The sequence below is a fragment of the Pseudooceanicola nitratireducens genome (assembly GCF_900109195.1).
Taxonomy (GTDB): domain Bacteria; phylum Pseudomonadota; class Alphaproteobacteria; order Rhodobacterales; family Rhodobacteraceae; genus Pseudooceanicola; species Pseudooceanicola nitratireducens.
In genome coordinates this window covers 398181-418938 of record NZ_FNZG01000002.1, presented here as the reverse complement: position 1 = coordinate 418938, position 20758 = coordinate 398181, and the positions used below count along the sequence as shown (strand labels likewise).

Annotated in this window: 21 protein-coding genes; 13 read left to right on the top strand and 8 right to left on the bottom strand. The window is 66.0% G+C overall.

Translation table 11 applies throughout. The features are described 5' to 3' along the window. Positions 1-39 precede the first annotated feature (39 nt). Positions 40-1452, top strand: a complete 1413-nt coding sequence (locus tag BMX99_RS07905; protein ID WP_093449764.1) for a PQQ-dependent sugar dehydrogenase — start codon at positions 40-42, stop codon at positions 1450-1452. A 1-nt stretch (position 1453) separates the two neighbouring features. After that, complete coding sequence (locus BMX99_RS07900; RefSeq protein ID WP_093449761.1) at positions 1454-2179, top strand: polysaccharide deacetylase family protein; 726 nt, start codon at positions 1454-1456, stop codon at positions 2177-2179. 113 nt (positions 2180-2292) lie between these two features. Here the strand turns inward: BMX99_RS07900 and rpsO are convergent, their stop codons facing one another. The 6 genes from rpsO to rbfA form a co-directional block, all read right to left on the bottom strand. Beyond that, positions 2293-2562, bottom strand: coding sequence for a 30S ribosomal protein S15 (gene rpsO, locus BMX99_RS07895; protein ID WP_093449758.1), 270 nt, complete (start codon positions 2560-2562; stop codon positions 2293-2295). Positions 2563-2757: 195 nt separating this feature from the next. After that, positions 2758-3741, bottom strand: coding sequence for a calcium-binding protein (locus tag BMX99_RS07890; RefSeq protein WP_093449755.1), 984 nt, complete (start codon positions 3739-3741; stop codon positions 2758-2760). Positions 3742-3836: 95 nt separating this feature from the next. Further along, positions 3837-4379 carry a DUF1643 domain-containing protein gene (locus tag BMX99_RS07885; protein ID WP_093451215.1) on the bottom strand — a complete coding sequence of 181 codons (543 nt, stop codon included), beginning with the start codon at positions 4377-4379 and terminating at the stop codon, positions 3837-3839. After that, positions 4379-5284, bottom strand: coding sequence for a tRNA pseudouridine(55) synthase TruB (gene truB / locus BMX99_RS07880; protein ID WP_093449751.1), 906 nt, complete (start codon positions 5282-5284; stop codon positions 4379-4381). The genes BMX99_RS07885 and truB overlap by 1 nt, the downstream gene beginning before the upstream one ends. 134 nt (positions 5285-5418) lie before the next feature. After that, the gene (locus BMX99_RS07875) at positions 5419-6165 is read right to left on the bottom strand and encodes a phosphodiester glycosidase family protein (protein ID WP_093449747.1); all 747 of its coding nucleotides are present in this window, start codon (positions 6163-6165) and stop codon (positions 5419-5421) included. Between the two features lie 7 nt (positions 6166-6172). Further along, on the bottom strand, positions 6173-6571 hold the full coding sequence (gene rbfA, locus BMX99_RS07870) for a 30S ribosome-binding factor RbfA (RefSeq protein ID WP_093449744.1): 399 nt from the start codon (positions 6569-6571) through the stop codon (positions 6173-6175). Between the two features lie 84 nt (positions 6572-6655). Between rbfA and dapB the strand changes: the two genes are divergently transcribed. Then, positions 6656-7465, top strand: coding sequence for a 4-hydroxy-tetrahydrodipicolinate reductase (gene dapB / locus BMX99_RS07865; protein WP_093449741.1), 810 nt, complete (start codon positions 6656-6658; stop codon positions 7463-7465). Positions 7466-7551: 86 nt separating this feature from the next. Here dapB and BMX99_RS07860 read toward each other — a convergent pair whose 3' ends face one another. Then, entirely contained in the window at positions 7552-7746 is a 195-nt protein-coding gene (locus BMX99_RS07860; protein WP_093449738.1) for a DUF1674 domain-containing protein, read from the bottom strand. Positions 7747-8036: 290 nt separating this feature from the next. Between BMX99_RS07860 and BMX99_RS07850 the strand changes: the two genes are divergently transcribed. The 10 genes from BMX99_RS07850 to rlmN all read left to right on the top strand — a co-directional run bounded on the left by BMX99_RS07850 (position 8037) and on the right by rlmN (position 19368). Next, the gene (locus BMX99_RS07850) at positions 8037-9305 is read left to right on the top strand and encodes an RsmB/NOP family class I SAM-dependent RNA methyltransferase (RefSeq protein WP_093449732.1); all 1269 of its coding nucleotides are present in this window, start codon (positions 8037-8039) and stop codon (positions 9303-9305) included. 137 nt (positions 9306-9442) lie between these two features. Continuing rightward, the gene (locus BMX99_RS07845) at positions 9443-11143 is read left to right on the top strand and encodes a heparinase II/III family protein (RefSeq protein ID WP_093449729.1); all 1701 of its coding nucleotides are present in this window, start codon (positions 9443-9445) and stop codon (positions 11141-11143) included. Positions 11144-11168: 25 nt separating this feature from the next. After that, positions 11169-12758, top strand: coding sequence for a bifunctional phosphoribosylaminoimidazolecarboxamide formyltransferase/IMP cyclohydrolase (purH, locus tag BMX99_RS07840; RefSeq protein ID WP_093449727.1), 1590 nt, complete (start codon positions 11169-11171; stop codon positions 12756-12758). A gap of 12 nt (positions 12759-12770) precedes the next feature. Next, a complete protein-coding gene (gene lspA, locus BMX99_RS07835; RefSeq protein ID WP_093449725.1) occupies positions 12771-13238 on the top strand; it encodes a signal peptidase II in 468 nt (155 codons plus the stop codon). Positions 13239-13293: 55 nt separating this feature from the next. Next, the gene (locus BMX99_RS07830) at positions 13294-13827 is read left to right on the top strand and encodes a DUF3035 domain-containing protein (RefSeq protein ID WP_170848679.1); all 534 of its coding nucleotides are present in this window, start codon (positions 13294-13296) and stop codon (positions 13825-13827) included. A 155-nt stretch (positions 13828-13982) separates the two neighbouring features. Beyond that, positions 13983-15401, top strand: a complete 1419-nt coding sequence (locus BMX99_RS07825; protein WP_093449721.1) for a M16 family metallopeptidase — start codon at positions 13983-13985, stop codon at positions 15399-15401. Further along, complete coding sequence (locus tag BMX99_RS07820) at positions 15398-16726, top strand: M16 family metallopeptidase (protein ID WP_093449718.1); 1329 nt, start codon at positions 15398-15400, stop codon at positions 16724-16726. Before BMX99_RS07825 ends, BMX99_RS07820 begins: the two co-directional genes overlap by 4 nt. Positions 16727-17016: 290 nt before the next feature. After that, positions 17017-17235 carry a hypothetical protein gene (locus tag BMX99_RS07815; RefSeq protein WP_093449716.1) on the top strand — a complete coding sequence of 73 codons (219 nt, stop codon included), beginning with the start codon at positions 17017-17019 and terminating at the stop codon, positions 17233-17235. Positions 17236-17461: 226 nt separating this feature from the next. Beyond that, complete coding sequence (locus BMX99_RS07810; protein ID WP_170848678.1) at positions 17462-17998, top strand: invasion associated locus B family protein; 537 nt, start codon at positions 17462-17464, stop codon at positions 17996-17998. Between the two features lie 176 nt (positions 17999-18174). Then, positions 18175-19368: a 23S rRNA (adenine(2503)-C(2))-methyltransferase RlmN gene (rlmN, locus tag BMX99_RS07805; RefSeq protein WP_093449713.1), complete on the top strand. Its 1194-nt coding sequence runs from the start codon at positions 18175-18177 to the stop codon at positions 19366-19368. A gap of 100 nt (positions 19369-19468) precedes the next feature. Here the strand turns inward: rlmN and BMX99_RS07800 are convergent, their stop codons facing one another. Continuing rightward, a complete protein-coding gene (locus BMX99_RS07800) occupies positions 19469-20566 on the bottom strand; it encodes a tRNA-dihydrouridine synthase (protein WP_093449710.1) in 1098 nt (365 codons plus the stop codon). Between the last annotated feature and the right edge of the window lie 192 nt (positions 20567-20758).

Below are 20758 nucleotides of genomic sequence, written 5' to 3'. Positions count from 1 at the left end.
CATGCCAATTGATTGCACGTTTTTTCCGGAGCCTTCGTTTTGCGTATTCGTCCCGCATCCCTTCGCCCTGCCCTGCTGTCCGGGCTTGTTCCGGGCCTCTGCGCGCTGGCGCTGTCCGCCCCCGCCACGGCCGCCACGCTGGAACCCCCGGCGGTTTCGCCGTCCCCGCTGACCGTGTCGCTGGACTTCGTCGGCCAGTTCGCCACGGCGGGAAACCAGAACAACGTCGCGTCGCCTATCCCGATCGGGGATCACCTGTACGTCGTCGACCAGAAGCGCGGCAAGATCACCATCCAGGACGGGGCCAGCAGCCGCAACGTGCTGGACCTGACCGACGTGCCACCGGATGTGACCCCGGTCGGCAAGTCGGGCTTCATGAACATGGCAGGCGACGGCGGGCCGGTGGCCTATGTGGGCTTCACCTCCTCGACCCTTCCTGCGGGGTTCGGCACCGCCCAGGCGCTGCCCAATGATCCGAACTATCACCAGCCCGAGAAGCACTATCAACTGATCTACGCCTATGACCGCGCCGCCGATGGCAGCCTGTCCAACCCCCGCGCCCTGACCGCGTTTGAGACCGGGCAAAGCACCCGCCAGGGCGGCGCGCATTTCGGCGAGGCCATGCTGGTCCTGCCCGATGGCCGGTTGCTGCTGTCGCGGGGCGACAACCTTAACCAGCTGTATGACGGGCTGACCCATGCGCAGGATCCCACCACCACCGTGGCCAAGCTGTTGATCATCGACGGCCAGACCGGTGCCACGCAGGTCGCGGCGACCGGCGTGCGCAACGTCCAGCAGCTAAGCTATACCGACGCCAGCCGCACCCGCATCGCGTTTTCCGACATCGGCCGCACCGTCGCGGAAGAGATCAACGTGATCGACGTCGCCGACCTGGTCGACACCGCCGAGGTCGAGAATTTCGGCTGGGGCCGCAATGCCGACGGGCTGAACCGCGAAGGCACCTTCTACGTCAACCAGGGCGATTTCATGGGCGAGGTGCCGGGCGCGACCGGGGCCATCCCCGGGGAAGAACCCGGGTTCATCACCCCCTATGCCCAGTTCGGCCGCGAAGGCGCGCCCTGGCTGGCTGTCTCGGGGCCGATCCTGTCCGAGGTCTCGTTCAACATGATCGACATGCTGTTCGGCGATCTGGCGACCGGCGCACTATATGCCACGATGGAGGGGATCGGCGACACGCTGAACACGGTCTATTCCGTGGGCGTGGCGGATGGCTTCGGCGGGGTCACCACCCTGGCGGACTACCTTGGGATCACCCGCGCCGACCTGCGGTTCTTCAACTTTACCGACGGCTCTGCCGGGGTGCTGCTGGAACGCACCGGCATGGCCTATCGCATCACCGAGGTCGTGACCGCCGTGCCCCTGCCCGCTTCGGCGCTTCTGCTTCTGGGCGGGCTTGGGCTGATGGCAACGCGCCGCCGCCGCCCCGCCTGAGGTGCGGTTTCGCAAGGCTGTGCTGCGCGCCGGGGTCGGTCTTCTGACCCTGGCGCTGCTGTTTCTGGGCTTTGACCGGCTGACGGATTCCACCACGACCCAGGTCTTCGGCGCGATCATCGCCCGCGTCGAGACCCCTGATCCCATCGTGGCGCTGACCTTCGACGATGGCCCCTCGGCGGCGCATACGGGCGAGGTTCTGAAGATCCTGGCCGAGCGCTCCATCCCCGCCACCTTCTTTGTCCTTGGCCGCAATGTCGAAGCCAACCCCGACGCGGTGCAGGCGATCATCGCGGCGGGGCACGAGCTGGGCAATCATTCCTGGGACCATAGCGCCATGTGGCTGCGCAGCGCCCGCGACTTGCGCGACGAACTGGCGCGAACCGATGCCGCGATCCGCGATGCGGGCTATGCCGGGCCGCTGCACTTCCGCCCGCCTTTCGGCCGCAAATTCCTGATGCTGCCCTGGGTGCTGTCGCAGCAGAACCGCCCCAATATCATGTGGTCGGTCGCGGCCGAAAGCTTCACCCCCGGCCAGACCGCCGATGAGATCCACCGCCTGACGGTCGCGGCCACCGGCCCCGGCGACATCATCCTGCTGCATCCGATGTACGGGTCGGGCGCGGCCACGCGCGACGCCCTGCCCCGGATCCTGGACGATCTGACCGCGCGGGGCCTGCAGTTCGTGTTGCTGTCGGATCTTCTGGCGCGACGCAGCGCCGATTGACCGCCCGTCGCGGTCGACACCGCGCATAACGCCTGAAACGAAAAACGCCCGCTCCTACCGGAACGGGCGCAATTCTTGTCGCTGGCACTGGCGGGGGTGACCCCGCCAAGGGCTTAGCGGCGCAGGCCGAGACGCTTGATCAGGTCAGCGTAACGGGCTTCGTCCTTGCCCTTCAGGTAGTCCAGCAGCTTCCGGCGCTGAGCAACCATTTTCAGAAGACCACGGCGGCCGTGGTTGTCTTTCTTGTGCTCTTTGAAGTGCTCGGTCAGCGTGGCGATACGCGAGGACAGGATGGCAACCTGGACTTCGGGCGAACCGGTGTCGCCGTCCTTGGTTGCGTATTCTTTCATCAGGCGCGATTTTTCGTCGGCAGTGATCGACATCGGGATCTCCTTGTCTAAAGGGTGGCGGGCACAAGCCGGGATGTCGTCCAGCAAGGTCCGAAAAGCAATCGCCACCGGTGACCCGATGGCAATCCCGGGCGTTTACGGCATCCGCCCCCAAAAATAAAGACGGAAAACGCGAGAGGTCCGGGGCAATCCGGGGCCTGTTCGCCCGGCCCTGCCACGCACGCGCCATCACCGCAAAAGACTCTGTGCGGCGCTTTCGGGCAGGACGACCACATCCTCGATCCCGATCGGGATGTCCTGCGGCAGCGTGGCGATGGTCACGCCGTTCAGGGTGATGCGGGTTTCGCCGCCGTCCCTGTCGATCGTCACGTCCTGCGCATCGCCAGCATCATCGGGGCAGATCACGATCAGCTGATCCTCTCCTGCAAGGAAATCAGTGACTTGCGCCGCATCATCGCCCACACCGATCCAATGGCCCAGCACAGCGGTATCCGTTCCCGCGCCAAGGGTCAGCACGTCGCCCGCGCCGCCGATCACCGTATCCGCGCCCGCGCCGCCATTCAGGAAATCGCGCCCGGCCTCGAAATCCGCGGCCCCGTTCGGGGCCTCCGGTTGGCCCAGAAATTCTGTCACCCCGTTGATCCAATCGTCGCCCGAAGCCCCGAACAGCGTGTCCTGCCCGGCCCCGCCGGTCAGCTGGTCGCCCCCCAGCCCGCCGTGCAGCGCATCGTCCCCGGACCCGCCAAGAAGCGAATCATATCCCGCGCCGCCATGCATCACGTCATTGCCGATGCCGCCCGCCAGCAGGTCCTGCCCCATGTGGCCGAACAGGCTGTCATCCCCGGATGAGCCATAGATCCGGTCGCCGCCATCCCCGCCATGCAGGGTATCCGCCCCGGCTTGCCCGTCCATCTGGTCGTCCCCGGCCATCCCCACAAGGATGTCATCGCCGCTGCCGCCGTTCAGCGTGTCATCGCCCGAATAGCCGCCGATCTGATCCGCCAGGGGGGATCCCTGAACCGCGTCGCCCGCATCGGTTCCGGCGTAGATCTCTCCGCCGACCAGCTCCAACAGGGCATGGGGGGACATCGGGGCCTCATCCTCGTCTTCCGGCAGAGGGTCGAGGTCTTCGATCACGTCGTCTTCGGCCAGGCCGACAAAGGCCGACGCACCGACCAGCATCAGCCCCATCAATCCCGCAAGCATGAACATGGCAGCCCCCCAACAAGGGCCTCTGAATACGCTTCACCCCGCTGAAAACGCAAAGCTTTCCGCGACTTATGGTTAAGCGATTGCGAACGGCGGGATCAGCCGATCAGCGCCGCCAGCGCCTCCGGATCCCAGGCTTCGGGCTGCTGGGCATAGGCGATATACAGCGGATGGCGCGGATGGCCCGCCTTGGACAGACCAAGGTGACGCGGCGCACAGCCCAGATCCCTCAACAGGCGCGCCACCTGCGCGCCCCGGCCGCGATGCGCCCCATGGGCACCCCAGCCCGCCACCACATGCCCGTGCTCACCGGCCCAGGCCACGGCATCGCGCAGCGCCGCGTCATTGCCCGGCCCCTCTGGTGCCTCGGCCTGTTTCAGGACGCGGGGGTCGGTGGCGCGGAAGGCAAAGATGTTTACCACCCGGAAGGCCCCGTAGCCCAGCACACGCGCGCGCCTTTCACAGCGTTCCACCGTGGGGTCGTTCTGCACCTCGGTCGCGACCGAAGGGTTGAGCATCACGAACACCACACGCGGCAGGGCATCGTCCCAGACCCGGGTCAGGGAATAGCGGTACAGGTCACAGGGGGAATAGTCCGCAACCGACGCCGCATCCCCCTTCTGGAACCTGCGGGTGACGATCACAGCACGAAGACCCGGTTCGGGTGCAATTCGCCCGCCTTGAAATGCCCCACGGCCACCGGCACGCCATTGTGGCTGGCCCAGCATTCTTCCCCGTATTCAACGCCCTGCGCGATGACCATCCCGGGGTTGCCGTTCTTCAGGCGCACGACGCTTTCGTCGGTCGCCTTGACCTCGGGCATGCACTCCAGCGCCAGATCCATGGGCAGCAGAAGGCTGTCGATCTCTTCGCTGCGGGCCAGTTCCTGAATGCGGTCCATGGTGACGCCGTCTTCAGCGTTGAAGGGGCCGGACCAGACCCGGCGCAGGCGCAGTACATGGCCGAGGCAGCCCAGCACCTTGCCCAGATCCCGCGCGACCGACCGAACATAGCCGCCCTTGCCGCAGACCAGTTCCAGCACCACGTGATCGGCATCCGGCCGGTCCAGCATCACCAGGCTTTCGACCCAGAGGGGACGCGCGGCCAGCTCCATCTCTTCGCCGTCGCGGGCACGTTTATAGGCGCGTTCGCCGTCGATCTTCACCGCCGAGAACTGCGGCGGCACCTGCTGGATGTCGCCGACGAAACCGTTCAGGGCTTCCTTGATTTCGTCATCCGTGGGGCGCGCGTCGCTTTGCGCGATCACCTCGCCTTCCGCATCGTCGGTATTGGTCGCCTGCCCCAGCCGCACGGTGAATTCATAGGCCTTCAGCGCATCGGTGACGAAGGGCACGGTCTTGGTCGCCTCGCCCAGGGCCACGGCCAACACGCCCGTCGCCTCGGGGTCCAGCGTGCCGGCATGGCCCGCCTTCTTCGCCTCGAAGGCCCATTTCACCTTGTTGACCACCGCGTTCGAGGTGATGCTGGCGGGCTTGTCCACCACCAGCCAGCCATGGATGTCGCGGCCTTTGCGTCTGCGTGCCATATCGTCCTCGTCCTGCGGATCTGCTTTCGGTCGGCGGGCCTAGCCTGCTGCGTCCCGCCCGTCAATGCACGGGGTTTCTGCGCGTCTGATTGCCCACTGCGCCGACAGCGCTGTTCGGGGTGCTATCCGGGGCGTTATTCGCCCGCCGAAACCACGACGCCGACGATCGGCCCCATCCGCACGCCCAGGTCACTGCGCCCGATCTGCGGCGCATAAAGGCGCGAGACATTGCCGTCGAAATACAGCGCCTGCCGCACCCCCAGCCGATCCCGGAACAACGACCCGAATTCGTGGAAGGTCACAGGCAGATCGGACATGGCAAACCAGGCGGTGGTGCCATCATCACTGGTCCCCACCCCGTTGCGGATATAGCGCGAGGTGCTGTCGACCAGGAACCGCGGGTGCAGATCGCCGTCGATCACCAGCATCGGCCCCGATTGCGTGGCATTGGGGCAGTCACCTTCAGGGCGGGCGTTGAAGGCCAGCGTCTCGATCACCTCGGCGCGGCCGGGACCGAAACAGAAGACCCCATTGGGCAGCATCCCGAAGTTGCCCGGGCCGGGGTTGGACACCACGGCGCGCGCCTCTTTGCCATTCTCACGGTAAAGACCCACGGGGCTGCGGTCTTCGTGGTACATGCCCGCGTTCATCGCAAAAGCCAGGTCGCGGCCGTCCTGCGCCAGCGCCTCGCGCACCGCCTTGAAGCTGCCATAGGGCGCGCCACCGGCGTTGTTCAGGAACAGCGCCAGGTCTTCCTGGCCCGCATCCACCTGACAGATCGTATAGCTGCGCCCCTCGTAATCCGTCCGGTCGCAATCGACCGCCGCGGCGGGCAGGGCCCAGCCGATCAGCAGTGCGGCAACCAGCGGGGCGCGCAGCATTCCGGGATCACTCGTCTTCGACGTCGCGCCGCACGTCATCCTGCGAAAACAGGCGGCGGGTGTCGTCCATCCGGTCGAAGGTCTCGTCCAGACGGAACCGCAGGTCGGGCGTGTACTTCAGGCCCAGCTTCTTGCCGATGGCCCGGCGCAATTCGTTCTTGTTGCGCGCCAGAAGCTCGACCACCACGTCCTGCCCCGAGCCGCCCAGGGGCAGCACATAGGCGGTCGCGATCTTCAGGTCGGGCGAAGTCCGCACCTCGCCCACGGTGATCGACAGGCGGTTCAGGTCGGGGTCGTGGATATCGCCCCGCATCAGGATCTCGGACAGGGCACGGCGAATGGTTTCGCCCACGCGCAGCTGCCGCTGAGAGGGCCCCGGCCCGTCGTGATGGATGTTTTTGCTCATCCCCCGCAGATAGACCTATACCGCCCCTTTGCCAAGACGGGCGCGCGACGGTAAGCAAGGCGTGAACGACAAAGGACCGATGAAATGAGCGAACTTCCCGGAATCGTGGTCACGGGTGCCTCGGGCCGCATGGGCCGCATGCTGATCGAAACCGTCCGGGCCAGCGACAAGGCCCGGCTGACCGGCGCGCTGGAACGCCCCGGCCACGACTGGGTCGGCAAGGATCTGGGGCTGTGCCTGGGCGCGGGCGAGCTGGGCGTGATCGTCTCGGACGACGCGCAGGCCACGCTGACCGGGGCCGACGCGGTGCTGGATTTCACCGCGCCTTCGGCCACCGTGGCGCTGGCCAAGGTCGCCGCCACCACGGGCACCGCGCATATCATCGGCACCACCGGGTTCACCGATGACGACCTGGCCGCCATCGCCGACAGCGCCAGAGGCACCGTCATCATCCGCGCCGGCAACATGTCCCTGGGCGTCAACCTTCTGACCGTGCTGGTGAAAAAGGTCGCCGCCGCCCTGGACGAAGATTACGACATCGAGGTGGTCGAGGCGCATCACAACCGCAAGGTCGACGCGCCCTCGGGCACCGCGCTGATGCTGGGCGAAGCTGCGGCCGAGGGCCGGGGCGTCAAGCTGGCCGATGTGGCCGACCGGGGCCGCGACGGCATCACCGGGGCGCGCAAAAGCGGCGACATCGGGTTTGCCGTGATCCGCGGCGGCGGCATCGTGGGCGAACACGACGTGATCTTTGCCGGGCCGGGCGAACGGCTGACCCTGCGCCACGTGGCCGACGACCGCAGCCTGTTCTCCAAGGGGGCGCTGCGCGCCGCCCTTTGGGCACAGGGCAAGGACGCGGGCGAATATTCGATGCTGGACGTTCTGGGGCTTTAAGCCGGGCTGGGTCTTTTGGCCCGGTCTTTCACCGTAACGCCTGCCGGGGATCCACCCCGGATCAGGCGCACAAACGGGATCGCGGATCAGAAATCGACCGCGATTCCCTTTCTTTCCCAGTCGCCATAGCGCACCGGTTCCGGCCCGTCGCGCCCACCCAGCTCGGGCGGAAGCGCCTCGGCTTCGGCCAGTTTCCGGCGCTCCTCGGCCTCGGCCAGCGCACGTTGCGCAGCGGGGGGAAGATCGGCGGGCAATTCCTTGCCCGAGGGGGCGTCGCTCATCTTTGGCTTCCTTCTGTGACGCTCCATGATATACCGCGCGACTTGAGACCGGCAAGGAGAGCGCGATGACGCCCCCACGCAAGCCCAATGATCCGTCCCGCAGAACCGGCCCCCGCAAGGCCGGTGGTGCCGGAGGCATGTCCAAAGGCAAAGGCCCCCATAAAGGCCCCAACAAAGGCCCCGGAAAGGGAACCGGCAAACCCATGGGCCGCAGGCCCGGTGGTCCCCAGGGTAAAGCTCAGGGCAACCGGCCGCAGGACAGCGACCGCCCGGATCGTCCCGCCCGCCCGATGGATCCCCGCCGCGCCGCGCATCGCTTGGTCTGTGCTGTTCTCGAAGATCAGGAAACCCTGGCCGAGCTGACGGGCCGCACCGGCCCCCTCGCCCGGATGGAGCCCGCCGACCGCGCCCGCGCGCAGCGTCTGGCCACCGAAACCCTGCGCAACCTCGACCCTCTGGACGCGCTGCTGGCGCAGTTCATCGAACGCATCCCGGCGCCGCCGGTGCAGAACGTCCTGCGTATCGCCGCCTATGAACTGGCAACCGGCGAGGCCGCCCATGGCGTGGTGAACGCCGCCGTCACCCAGATCTCGGCCATGCATCGCTATAAACAGGCCAAGGGCATGGCGAATGCCGTGCTGCGCCGCGTCGCCGATGTGGCCCCCGCCGCCTGGGCCGACCGCAGCCCGTCGCGCCTGCCGGAATGGCTGCGTGAGCCGCTGGTCATGGCCTGGGGAGACGAGGTCATCACCGCCTGCGAAGCCGCCCACGCCCGTGGCGCGCCGCTGGACCTGACCCTGCGTGAGCAGAAGCTGGCCGAACCGCTTTCGGCCCAGATCGACGCACAGATCCTGCCCACGGGCAGCCTGCGGGTGGACCGATCGGTCCAGGTGTCCGCCCTGCCCGGCTTTGACGCCGGCACGTGGTGGGTGCAGGACGCCGCCGCCGCGCTGCCCGCGCGGATCCTGGCGGCCAAGCCCGGCGAAAAGGTGCTGGATCTTTGCGCCGCGCCGGGCGGCAAGACGATGCAGCTGGCCTCGGCCGGGGCGGATGTCACCGCGCTGGATATTTCCCCCGCGCGCAGCGAAAGGATCGAGGAAAACCTGACCCGCACCGGGCTGACCGCCCGCATCGTCACCGGCGACGCGCTGGACTTTGCCGAGGACGGCTGGGACGCGATCCTGCTGGACGCGCCCTGTTCCGCCACCGGCACGATCCGCCGCCACCCCGACCTGCCCTATGCCCAGGACGGCAGCACCATCAGCGCCCTGATCGACCTGCAGGCGCAGATGATCGACCACGCGCTGTCGCTTCTGAAACCCGGCGGCCGCCTGGTGTTTTGCACCTGTTCGCTGATTCCCGACGAGGGCGAGGTGCAGGTGGACGAAGCCCTGGCGCGCCACCCCGGCCTGACCACGGACCGCGCCGCGCTGGACCTGCCCGGCATCGACCCGGCCTGGATCACCGAAGAAGGCGGGCTTCGCCTGCGCCCCGATTACTGGGCCGAGACCGGCGGCATGGACGGCTTCTACTGCGCGGTTCTTCACAAACCCGCCTGATCCAGGAATAGCCGGTGATTTCTGCACGCTCGACGGATAGACTTGGTGCCAGTCGCGGTCCAAGCTCAAGAACTCAAGGCGCAGAGACAGGCAAGATGTCGGACAGCATACCAAGGCCGGTCACGGTCCCCGGGGTGATGGACCGCGTGATCGCGCGGTGGACCACGCTTGGCCCCTCGGCGCGGGAATTTGCCACGCCGCCCGATCCCCGATCCTTCGGCAGTTTCGCCAAGGGGCGGCAGCTGATGGCCGGGAACTTCATGTTCGCCGGTGCATTGGTCGAGGATTCCTCGGGCGAGATCTGGTCGCTGGCCACCACCGATGCCGCCTTCGAGGCCGAGGTGCAGGGCTTCACCTGGCTGGATGACCTCTCCGCCGTTGCCGACCTGCGCGCGCGCGAACTGGCGCAACGCTGGATCACCGGCTGGATTCGCCGCCACGGATCGGGCACCGGCCCCGGCTGGACCCCGGACCTGACCGGACGGCGGCTGATTCGCATGATCCACCACGCGGATTTCGCCCTGCAGACCCAGGACGAGACCGCCCGCCGCGCCTATATGCGCAGCCTGTCGCACCAGACGCGGTTCCTGTCGCGCCGCTGGACCAGCGCCGCCCCCGGTCTCCCCCGGTTCGAGGCGCTCTGTGCGCTGGTCTGTGCCGCGCTGATCCTGTCGCCCGCCCCCGCCCGCGCCGCCGGCGCGATCCGTGCGCTGGAAAAGGAATGCGCCGACCGGATCGACGACACCGGCGGCATCGTGTCCCGCAACCCCGAAGAGCTGCTGGAGATCTTCACCCTGCTGACCTGGACCCATGCCGCGCTTGGCGATGCGGGCCGCGCGCCTTCGGTGCCGGTGTCGGACGCCATCGCCCGGATCGCGCCCACCCTGCGCACCCTGCGCCATGCGGACGGCGGGCTGGCACGGTTTCACGGCGGCGGACGCGGGATCGAGGGCCAGCTGGACCACGCCCTGGCCAACTGCGGCATCAAGCACCGCCATTCCGACGGGCTGTCCATGGGCTATGCGCGGCTGTCCGGCGGGCGGACCAGCGTCATCATCGATGCCGCCCCCCCGGCCGAGGATGACGCCGGCGCGCTGATTGCCCATGCCTCGACCCTGGCGTTCGAACTGACCTCGGGGCGGCGGCCAGTCGTGGTCAACTGCGGCTCGGGCATCAGCTTTGGCATCGACTGGCACCGCGCCGGCCGCGCCACGCCCAGCCATTCGACGCTATGCCTTCAGGGCCAGTCCAGCGCCCGACTGGGCACCAAGGGGCGCGGGCGGTTCGAACCGCTGATCGACGGCCCCGAACATGTGCCCGTGCGCATGACCCGCGCCGACGACGGGCTGCGGTTCCAGGCCGGGCACGACGGATACATGCCGCTGACCGGGCTGACCCACGCCCGCACGCTGGAACTGACCAGCGACGGCCGCGCCATGGCCGGAGAGGACCTGCTGATCGCGATCGAGGATGACCACAAGCGCCGATTCGACAGCTATACCAACCTGTCGAAACCCGGCGGCATCCCCTTCCAGATCCGGTTTCACCTGCATCCCGATGTCGAGGCACAGCTGGATCTGGGCGGCGTTGCGGTGTCCCTGGCGTTGAAATCAGGGGAACTTTGGGTCTTCCGGCATGACGGCAGCGGCGAATTGCGCCTTGAACCTTCCGTCTTTCTGGAGAAGAACCGCCTCAAGCCGCGTGCGACCACCCAGATCGTGCTGTCCTCTTTGGCCAAAGACCATGCCACCCGCGTGCGCTGGTCGCTGTCCAAGGCGCAGGACACCCCGGTCTCGATCCGCGACCTGAACCGCGATGGCATGGACGTGGCGCTCTGACAGTCGATAAGGGACACACCAGACGATGACCGACCTCACCCCCGTGCGCCGCGCGCTGATTTCCGTTTCCGACAAGACTGGGCTGGTCGATCTGGCCAAGGAGCTGGCCGGGATGGGCATCCAGCTGCTGTCTACCGGAGGGAGCGCCGGCCTGCTGCGCGACGCCGGCCTGGACGTCACCGACGTGGCCGATGTCACCGGCTTCCCGGAAATGATGGACGGCCGCGTCAAGACCCTGCACCCCAAGGTGCACGGCGGCCTGCTGGCCCTGCGCGACAATGACACCCATGTCGCCGCGATGAACGAACACGGCATCGAGGGCATCGACCTGCTGATCGTGAACCTTTATCCGTTCGAGGAAACCGTGGCCAAGGGTGCCGATTATGACACCTGCATCGAGAACATCGACATCGGCGGCCCGGCGATGATCCGCGCCGCGGCCAAGAACCACGCCTTTGTCACCACCATCGTCGATGTCGAGGACTACGGCATCCTTGTCGACGAACTGAAGGCCAACGATGGCCAGACCAGCCTGGCCTTCCGCAAGCGCCACGCCCAGATCGCCTATGCCCGCACCGGGGCCTATGACGCCGCCGTCTCGACCTGGATGGCCGGTGCCATCGGTGAAGAGGCCCCGCGCCGCCGCGTCTTTGCCGGCACCCTGGCCCAGACCCTGCGCTATGGCGAGAACCCGCACCAGACGGCGGCCTTCTACACCGACGGCTCGGTCCGCCCCGGCGTGTCGACCGCCGCGCAGCACCAGGGCAAGGAACTGTCCTACAACAACATCAACGACACCGATGCGGCCTTTGAACTGGTGTCGGAATTCCTGCCCGCCAATGGCCCGGCCTGCGCCATCATCAAGCATGCCAACCCCTGCGGCGTGGCCCGGGGCGAGAACCTGCGCGACGCCTACCTGCGCGCCTTCGACTGTGACCGCACCTCGGCCTTCGGGGGTATCATTGCCCTGAACCAGCCGCTGGACGCCGCCACCGCCGAGGAAATCGCCCAGATCTTCACCGAGGTCGTCATTGCCCCCGGCGCAGACGCCGCCGCGCGTGAAATCTTTGCCGCCAAGAAGAACCTGCGCCTGCTGACCACCGACGCCCTTGCCGATCCGCGCACCGCGTCGCTGACCCTGCGCCAGGTCGCGGGCGGCCTGCTGGTCCAGGACAAGGACAACGGCCGGATCGACATGGACGACCTGAAGGTGGTGACCAAGCGCGCGCCGTCGGAAAAGGAAATGGCCGACCTGCTGTTCGCCTGGACCGTCGCCAAGCACGTGAAATCCAACGCCATTGTCTATGCCAAGGACGGTGCGACCGTGGGCATCGGCGCCGGCCAGATGTCCCGCGTCGACAGTTCGACCATCGCGGCCCACAAGGCGCAGCGCATGGCGGATGAGCTGGGCCTGGGCGAAACACCCGCCAAGGGCTCGGTCGTGGCCTCCGACGCCTTCTTCCCCTTCGCTGACGGCCTTCTGGCCGCCGCGAACGCGGGCGCGACGGCGGTGATCCAGCCCGGCGGGTCGATGCGCGACAACGAGGTCATCGCGGCCGCGGACGAAGCAGGTCTGGCCATGGTGCTGACCGGCATGCGCCACTTCCGCCACTAAGGCACCGGGGGCATGCGTATCGTCTATTGGACGGCCCTTGTGGCCTTTGTGATCGACCAGATCTCAAAGTTTGCCATCGTGCACGGGCTGAACCTGATCGAACGCGGCGTGATCGAGGTCGCGCCGCCCTTCCTGACGCTGCGCATGGCCTGGAACACCGGCATCAACTTCGGCCTGTTCTCGGACGGGACGAATCTGTCGCGCTGGATCCTGATCGCCATCGCCCTCGTGATCTCGGTCGGTGTGCTGTACTGGGTGCACCGCGAAAAACCCCGCCGCGCCGGACTGGTGGCGGCGGGCCTTCTGGTCGGCGGCGCGCTTGGCAATGTCGTCGACCGGGTGCTGTACGGGGCGGTTGCGGATTTCCTGAACATGTCCTGCTGCGGCATCACCAATCCCTTTGCTTTCAACGTCGCCGACATCGCGATCTTCATCGGCGCTGCCACGCTTGTGCTGATCCCCGCCGAGAAAGGCGCGTGACCTCCAAGGACTTATGCTATAGTCCTTGGACCCAGATTACCTTTGGGGGGTACTAATGACGGCGACTAAACGCTTTGCGTTGCCGCTGATTTTGCTGGCCTGCACAGGACTTGCCGCCTGTGGGGGTGTCGAGCGCGACATCACGCTGCGCAAGATCCGCAACACGTCCAACGGCCCGGATGAATTTACCATCGTGCCGAACAAACCGCTGGAATCTCCGCCCAGCTTCGTCGAGCTGCCGGAACCCACGCCCGGCGGGGTAAACAGGACCGACCAGCAGCCGCTGGCCGATGCCGTCGCCGCCCTTGGGGGCCGCCCCGGCGCGCTGGAAGATCGCGGTGTTGCGACTTCGGATGGCGCCCTTGTCACGGCCGCGTCGCGCCGCGGTGTCGATCCCACGATCCGCACCACCCTGGCCGCCGAGGACGAAGACTTCCGCGCCCGCAAAAGCCGCTGGACCAAGTTCCGCATCTTCGGGGGCGACGAATACTACCGCGCCTATTCGGACGAGACCCTGGAATCCCAGGCCGTCAAACGCCTGTGGCGTCGCGCCGGGGCGCAGACACCCTCTGCCCCGCCCGAGGAGTGATCCGGCCAGGTCCGGACCGCATCCGATCACGGCTGCGTCAAACTCCTGTCATTCGCAAAGGCCCGCGTTGCACACGCGGGCCTTTCGCCTATCTTGACCCGTAACCGGCCGGCCTGGTGCCGATCCGGTTGCAAGGACCGCCCGAAGGAGACCCCATGCGCCTGAAAATCCTCTCCCGGCTGGCCGCCGCCGTGATCCTGGCCGCCCCGATGATGACCACATCCGCGCAGGCGTCGAACGACCTGGTCACGGACTTCGAACTGGACAACGGCATGCAGGTCGTCGTGATCGAGGATCACCGCGCCCCCGTCGTCGTGCACATGGTCTGGTATCGCGCCGGGGCCGCCGATGAGACGCCCGGCGTCTCGGGCGTGGCGCATTTCCTGGAACACCTGCTGTTCAAGGGCACCGACACGATGGAGCCCGGCGAGCTGTCCAAGACCGTGGCCGAGAATGGCGGCACCGACAACGCCTTTACCAGCCACGATTACACCGCCTATTTCCAACGCGTGGCCGCCGACCGCCTTGGCCTGATGATGACCATGGAGGCCGACCGGATGAAGAATGTCCGCCTGACCGAGGCCGACATCCTGACCGAGCGCGAAGTCATCATCGAGGAACGCAACCAGCGCACCGAGAACAGCCCCCAGGCGCTGTTCCGCGAACAGACCATGGCGGCGCAATACCTCAACCACCGCTACGGCGTGCCGGTGATCGGCTGGCGGCACGAGATGGAGACCCTGGATCTGGACGATGCCCTGTCCTACTACCGGACCTTCTATTCGCCCAACAATGCCATCCTGATCGTCGCCGGTGACGTGACCCCCGATGAGGTCCGCGCCCTTGCGCAGGACCACTACGGCCCGATCCCCGCCAATCCCGACCTGCCCGAACGCATCCGCCCCTCGGAACCCGCGCAGACGGCGGAACGGCGCATGATCTACCGCGACCCCCGCGTCGCCCAGCCCTATGTAACCCGCAGCTACCTGGCCCCCGAACGCGACCCCGGCGATCAGGACACCGCCGCCGCGCTGGTCATGCTGTCGGAACTTCTGGGTGGCGGGCAAACCGGTTACCTGACGCAGAAGCTGGTGTTCGAACAGCAGGTGGCGCTATACACCTCGGCCTATTACGGCGGGCTGTCGCTGGATGACACGACCTTTGGCACCTACATCGTCCCGGCCGAGGGCGTGCCCCTGGAAGAAGCCGAAGCCGCCCTGGACGCAGCCCTGGCGCAGTTCATCGCCGATGGCGTCGACGCCGAACAGCTGGACCGCATCAAGATGCAGGTCCGTGCCAGCCAGATCTACGAACGCGACAATGTCGAGGCCCTGGCCCGCCGCTATGGTGCCGCCATGACCCAGGGGCTGACCATCGCCGACATCCAGGCCTGGCCCGAGATCCTGCAAGAGGTGACCGAGGCCGAGATCCTGACCGCCGCCCGCGAGGTGCTGAACCGCAACCGCGCCGTCACCGGTTACCTGATGGGCCCCGAACCGCAGCCAGAACCACAGCCCGAACCCGCCGCGTCCCCCGCCCCCGCCACGCAAGCCGAACCGGAGGTCAGCCAATGATCCGCGCCGTATTTTCCGCCCTGATCGCCGTCACCCTGGCCCTGCCCGCGCTGACGCAACCCGCCCGGGCCGAGGTCGAGATTCAGGAAGTGAAGACCCCCGGCGGCCTGACCGCCTGGCTGGTCGAGGAACATTCGATCCCCTTCACTGCGCTGGAAATCTGGTTCCGCGGCGGCACCTCGATCGACCGTCCGGGCAAGCGGGGGGCCATCAACCTGATGACCGCCACGCTGGAAGAGGGCGCAGGCGATCTGGACGCCCTGGCCTTCACCCGCGCGAAAGAGGCCCTGGCGGCGTCCTTCAAATACGATGTCGGTGACGACACTCTCAGCGTCTCCGCCAAGTTCCTGACCGAGAACCGGGATCAGGCCGTCGCCCTGCTGCGCGAAAGTCTGATCAATCCGCGCTTCGATCAGGACGCCATCGACCGGGTGCGCGGCCAGGTCCTGTCGATCATCCGGTCCGATCAGAAGGACCCCAATGACATCGCCGGCAACGCCTTCAACGCCATGGCTTTCGGGGACCATCCCTATGGCACCGACAGCAATGGCACGCTGGACAGCGTCGCCGCCCTGACCCGCGATGACATCCTTCAGGCACATCAGGACAGCATGGTGCGCGACCGCATGTACATCGGTGCCGTCGGCGACATCACCCCCGAAGAGCTTTCGGCCCTGCTGGACGATCTGCTGGGCGATCTGCCCCCCTCCGGCCCCGCCCTGCCCGAAACCATCGAACCGGCCCTGACCGGCGGCGTCACCGTCGCGCCCTTCGACACCCCGCAATCCGTCGCGCTGTTCGGCCATTCCGGCGTCGCCCGCGACAGCGAGGATTTCTTCCCGGCCTACCTGCTGAACACCATCCTTGGCGGTGGCGGCTTTGAAAGCCGGCTGATGACCGAGGTGCGCGAGAAACGCGGCCTGACCTATGGCGTTTATTCCTTCATTGTCGACAAGGACCACGCCGACATGTGGATGGGTCAGGTGCAATCCGCCAATGGCCGCATTGCCGATGCTATCGACGTCATCCGCCAGCAATGGGCCGAGATTGCCGAAAACGGCGTCACCGAAGACGAATTGATCGCCGCCAAGAAATACATGACCGGGGCCTATCCGCTGCGCTTTGACGGCAATGGCCCGATTGCCAATATCATCACCGGCATGCAGATCGAAAACATGCCCCTGGATTACCCCGCCACCCGCAATGACAAGGTTAATGCCGTTACGCTGGAGCAGGTGAACGACGTCGCCCGGCGCTATCTGCGCCCCGATGCGCTGCGTTTCGTGGTGGTTGGGCAGCCCGAAGGGTTGACCAGCACCAATTAACCTTGCGGCAAGTGTTGCAATTGCGCAATGAAACCCTTTCGGAATGGAAAATAACGAATATTTGTGATCCAATTCGGAAGATGAATTCCAGTTGTCCTTGAGGCACTTAAGGATTGGCGCTGAATTCTTGGGCGGAATTCAGCCGGTGTTAGCGCTCACCCGCTCTATTGACGCCGCGAATAAAGTCCTACATTTGCCCCAGTTGTGTGGCGGAAAACCCGCTGTAGTTTAGTGTCCCCTGGCCTGTTCGCCCGGAAGTATGGCGGCAGCCTCAACCCCGCGAGAGCAAGATGGCAAAGATCATCCCTCTGAACGACCCCGAGAACCCTTTTGACGCAGGTCCTGCCTGGCATCGATCCTTCCCGCCGCAAAGCGTGGCCGGGAACCAGTGGATGCTAAGCGTCCTTGATGATCTCATCTCGTTTTCACAGGACAAGAACCTGTGCGAGGTGGCCAATGAACTGCGTGTCACAAGGGATCGCATCGCCCCGCGCCTGCCCGCGGAATAGGTCGCCAGCCCGCTGCCCCGGTTTTCTGGCCCGGATGCACCGGCGAAAGCCCGCGCGCCCTCTTCTTTTGCCCGCCTCAAAGCTTGCAAAATCTTGCCGCTCGCTCTTTCGTCATTGGCAGGTTTTTGATTAATGTAGCAAAGTCGAAACAAGGACCGGTCCCGCATCGCCCAGAGAGAGGCGCGACGGACAGGTCAGAGGCAAGGACGGCTTGGAGGCTGGAGAGATGATTTCCCGTAACGTATTGGGCCTGACCGCAGCGACCCTGATGGCCACCCTGGGCGTGGCCACACCCTCCGTGGCGCAGCAGGTCAGCGAAAATATTGTCAGCGAAGAAGGGGACTGGGCTGTCTACGAAGACGCCGATCCCAAGGAATGCTGGGCGGTCGCCGCCCCGAAGGAAACCGTGAACACCCGTGATGGCCGCGTGGTCACCGTGACGCGGTCGCAGATGCTGCTGATGACCTTCTACCGCCCCGGCGCCGGGGTCGAGGCTCAGGTCACCTTCACCGGCGGATATCCCTTCGCCAGCGGATCGACCGTGAACCTGAACGTCGACGGCACCCAGTTCGAACTGATCACCCAGGGCGAATGGGCCTGGCCCGAGAACAAGTCCGAGGACGCCAAGATCGTCGCCGCCATGAAGCGCGGGGCGACGGCCATCGTGACCGCCCGCTCTTCGCGTGGCACGCAGACCAAGGACACCTTCTCTCTTTCCGGGTTCACCGCCGCGGTCACCGAAGCGCAGTCGCGCTGCAAGTAACCGCCGCGCCGCCAGGGCCTTCGGGCCCTCGGCACCGGGCCGACCGGCCCAATCGGATCAGGGCGTGCCCCGCAGGGCGCGCCCTTCACCTTGATGTGTGACGCCGGCCCAATCGGGGGCATGGCCAAAATGCGCCGAATCCCCTATAGGCTCAGGCTTCCCCAAGGAGCCGGACCATGAACGACGCGCCACAGAAGTCGATCCAGACGCCGATCACCCAGGATGTGATGACCATACCCCGCAAGGAAACGCCCGGGCTGCCCAATATCGTCGGGCTGACCCGTGACGCCCTGCGCGCCGCCCTGATCGACATGGGCACCGCCGAGAAACAGGCGAAGATGCGGGTCAATCAGATCTGGGCCTGGCTGTATCACTGGGGCGTGCGCGACTTTGCCGAGATGACCAATCTGGCCAAGGATTACCGCGCCAAGCTGGCCGAGACCTTCATCATCGAGGTCCCCGAAGTGGTCTCGAAACAGGTCAGCGCCGACGGCACCCGCAAGTACCTGATGCGCATCGCCGGCAGCCACGAGGTCGAGGTCGTCTATATCCCCGAGGCCGATCGCGGCACGCTGTGCATCTCGTCCCAGGTTGGTTGCACGCTGACCTGTTCCTTCTGCCACACCGGCACGCAAAAGCTGGTGCGCAACCTGACCGCCGGTGAAATCGTCGGCCAGATCATGGTCGCCCGTGACGATCTGAACGAATGGCCCGTGCCCGGTGCGCCCAAGGACGAAACACGCCTGCTGTCGAACATCGTGCTGATGGGCATGGGCGAACCGCTTTACAACTTCGACAACGTGCGCGACGCGATGAAGATCGCCATGGACGGCGAAGGCATTTCCCTGTCGCGCCGCCGCATCACGCTGTCCACTTCGGGCGTCGTGCCCGAGATCGCCAAATGCGCCGAGGAGATCGGCTGTCTCCTGGCGGTGTCTTTCCACGCCACCACGGACGAAGTCCGCGACAAGCTGGTCCCGATCAACAAGCGCTGGAACATCGAAACACTGCTCGACACGCTGCGCGAATATCCGCGCCTGTCGAATTCGGAACGCATCACCTTTGAATACGTGATGCTGAAGGATGTGAACGACACCGACGCCGACGCGCGCCGGCTGGTGAAGCTGATCTCGGGCATCCCGGCCAAGATCAACCTGATCCCCTTCAACGAATGGCCCGGTGCGCCCTACCAGCGGTCGGACTGGTCGCGGATCGAGGCATTCGCCGACATCGTGCACAAGGCCGGCTATGCCAGCCCCATCCGCACCCCGCGCGGCGAAGACATCATGGCAGCCTGCGGCCAGCTGAAATCGGCCACCGAACGCGCCCGCAAGTCCCGCGCCCAGATCGCCGCCGAAACGGGCCTGTAACCGGCCCGTAACCGGCCTGTAACGGGCGTCCCGTTCAACGGACTTCCAAAGCAAAAGGGCGCAGCCTTGGCCGCGCCCTTTCGTATTTCAGGTCAACGCCTTACGCAGACTGCGCGTAACCGCCGTTGTAATCTTCGCTTTTGCGCCGAACCTGCGCGTGTTCGACCACGCGCGACCGCGCGATGCCGCGGAAATCCTCGATCGAGGCATGGCCCTTGGCATCCAGGTATTCGCTAAGATCCTTGGTCAGCTCCTGGATCAGCTGCACGCCGACCCCGCCGGATCCCTTTTCCTCCATCGCGGCGGTGCAGACCTGCAGGTTGCCCGCCCCATGCGCGATGAAGTTGAACGCCTCGCGGAAGCCCTTGATGCCGCCGATGCCGGAAATCTCTTTGTCCGGATAGGCCTTGGAGATGTCGCACACCCGCTGCAACGCCTGGTGCAGGATCGCCAGGCCACCCAGACCGCCCGAGGTCACAAGCCCGTCCACCTCGACTTCGAACTTCAGCGTTTCGGGGTCCATCAGCGGCAGGGACGGGAAGGTGTTGCACAGTGAAATGCACGACGCCCCCGCCGCATAGGCCGCGCCCGCCGCATCGACAAGCGTCGAGGTCGCAGGCGTCAGCTTGACCCAGATCGGCACATCCACCGCCTCGGTCACCGCCGCCAGGATGGAGCGGATGATATCCTCGTCATTGGCAATATTCGCGCCCATGTCCTTACGGTCCATATGCGGACAGGACATGTTCAGCTCCAGCGCGTCACAGCCCGCGCCCACAACGGCCCGCGCCAGTTTCTGCCAGTTCGCCATCTCTTCCGCCGACCCGGCCCCTGCCATGATCGACCCGATCAGCATCCGGTCGGGATACGTGGTCTTGATCTCTTCCAGATCGGGCAACCACAGGTCCAACGGCTGATCCGAGATCAGTTCCCAATTCCACGACGAATGCGACACCGTATCGGGCCGTTTCATCCGCGAGACATATGGCTTCTGCTCGCTTGCGCGCTGGTAGATCGTCTTGGGTCCGGCCACGTTTTCCACCGGGTGCAGCCCGATGGTCTTGGTGACAACCCCGCCCCAACCGGCCTCGAACGCCTTCAGGATCTTGCGTTTGCTTTCGGTCGGCGGTGCCGAGGCCAGGATGAACGGATTGACGAACTCCAGGCCGGTGAACGTAGTGCTAAGCTTGTTTGGCATCGCTTTTCCCCTGCGCTGATATGACTAGGACGCCGATTTTTTACCAAACAGTCAATAATTTTCCCGGTGCCACGCCCCGGTGGCCCCCAAAATGCCCACCCCGTAAGCAAAAGGGGCGCAGCACCAGCCACGCCCCCCTTTTCTTCTGGCCAATACGGACCTTCGGGTGACTTCCCCGCAGGTCAGCAGGCT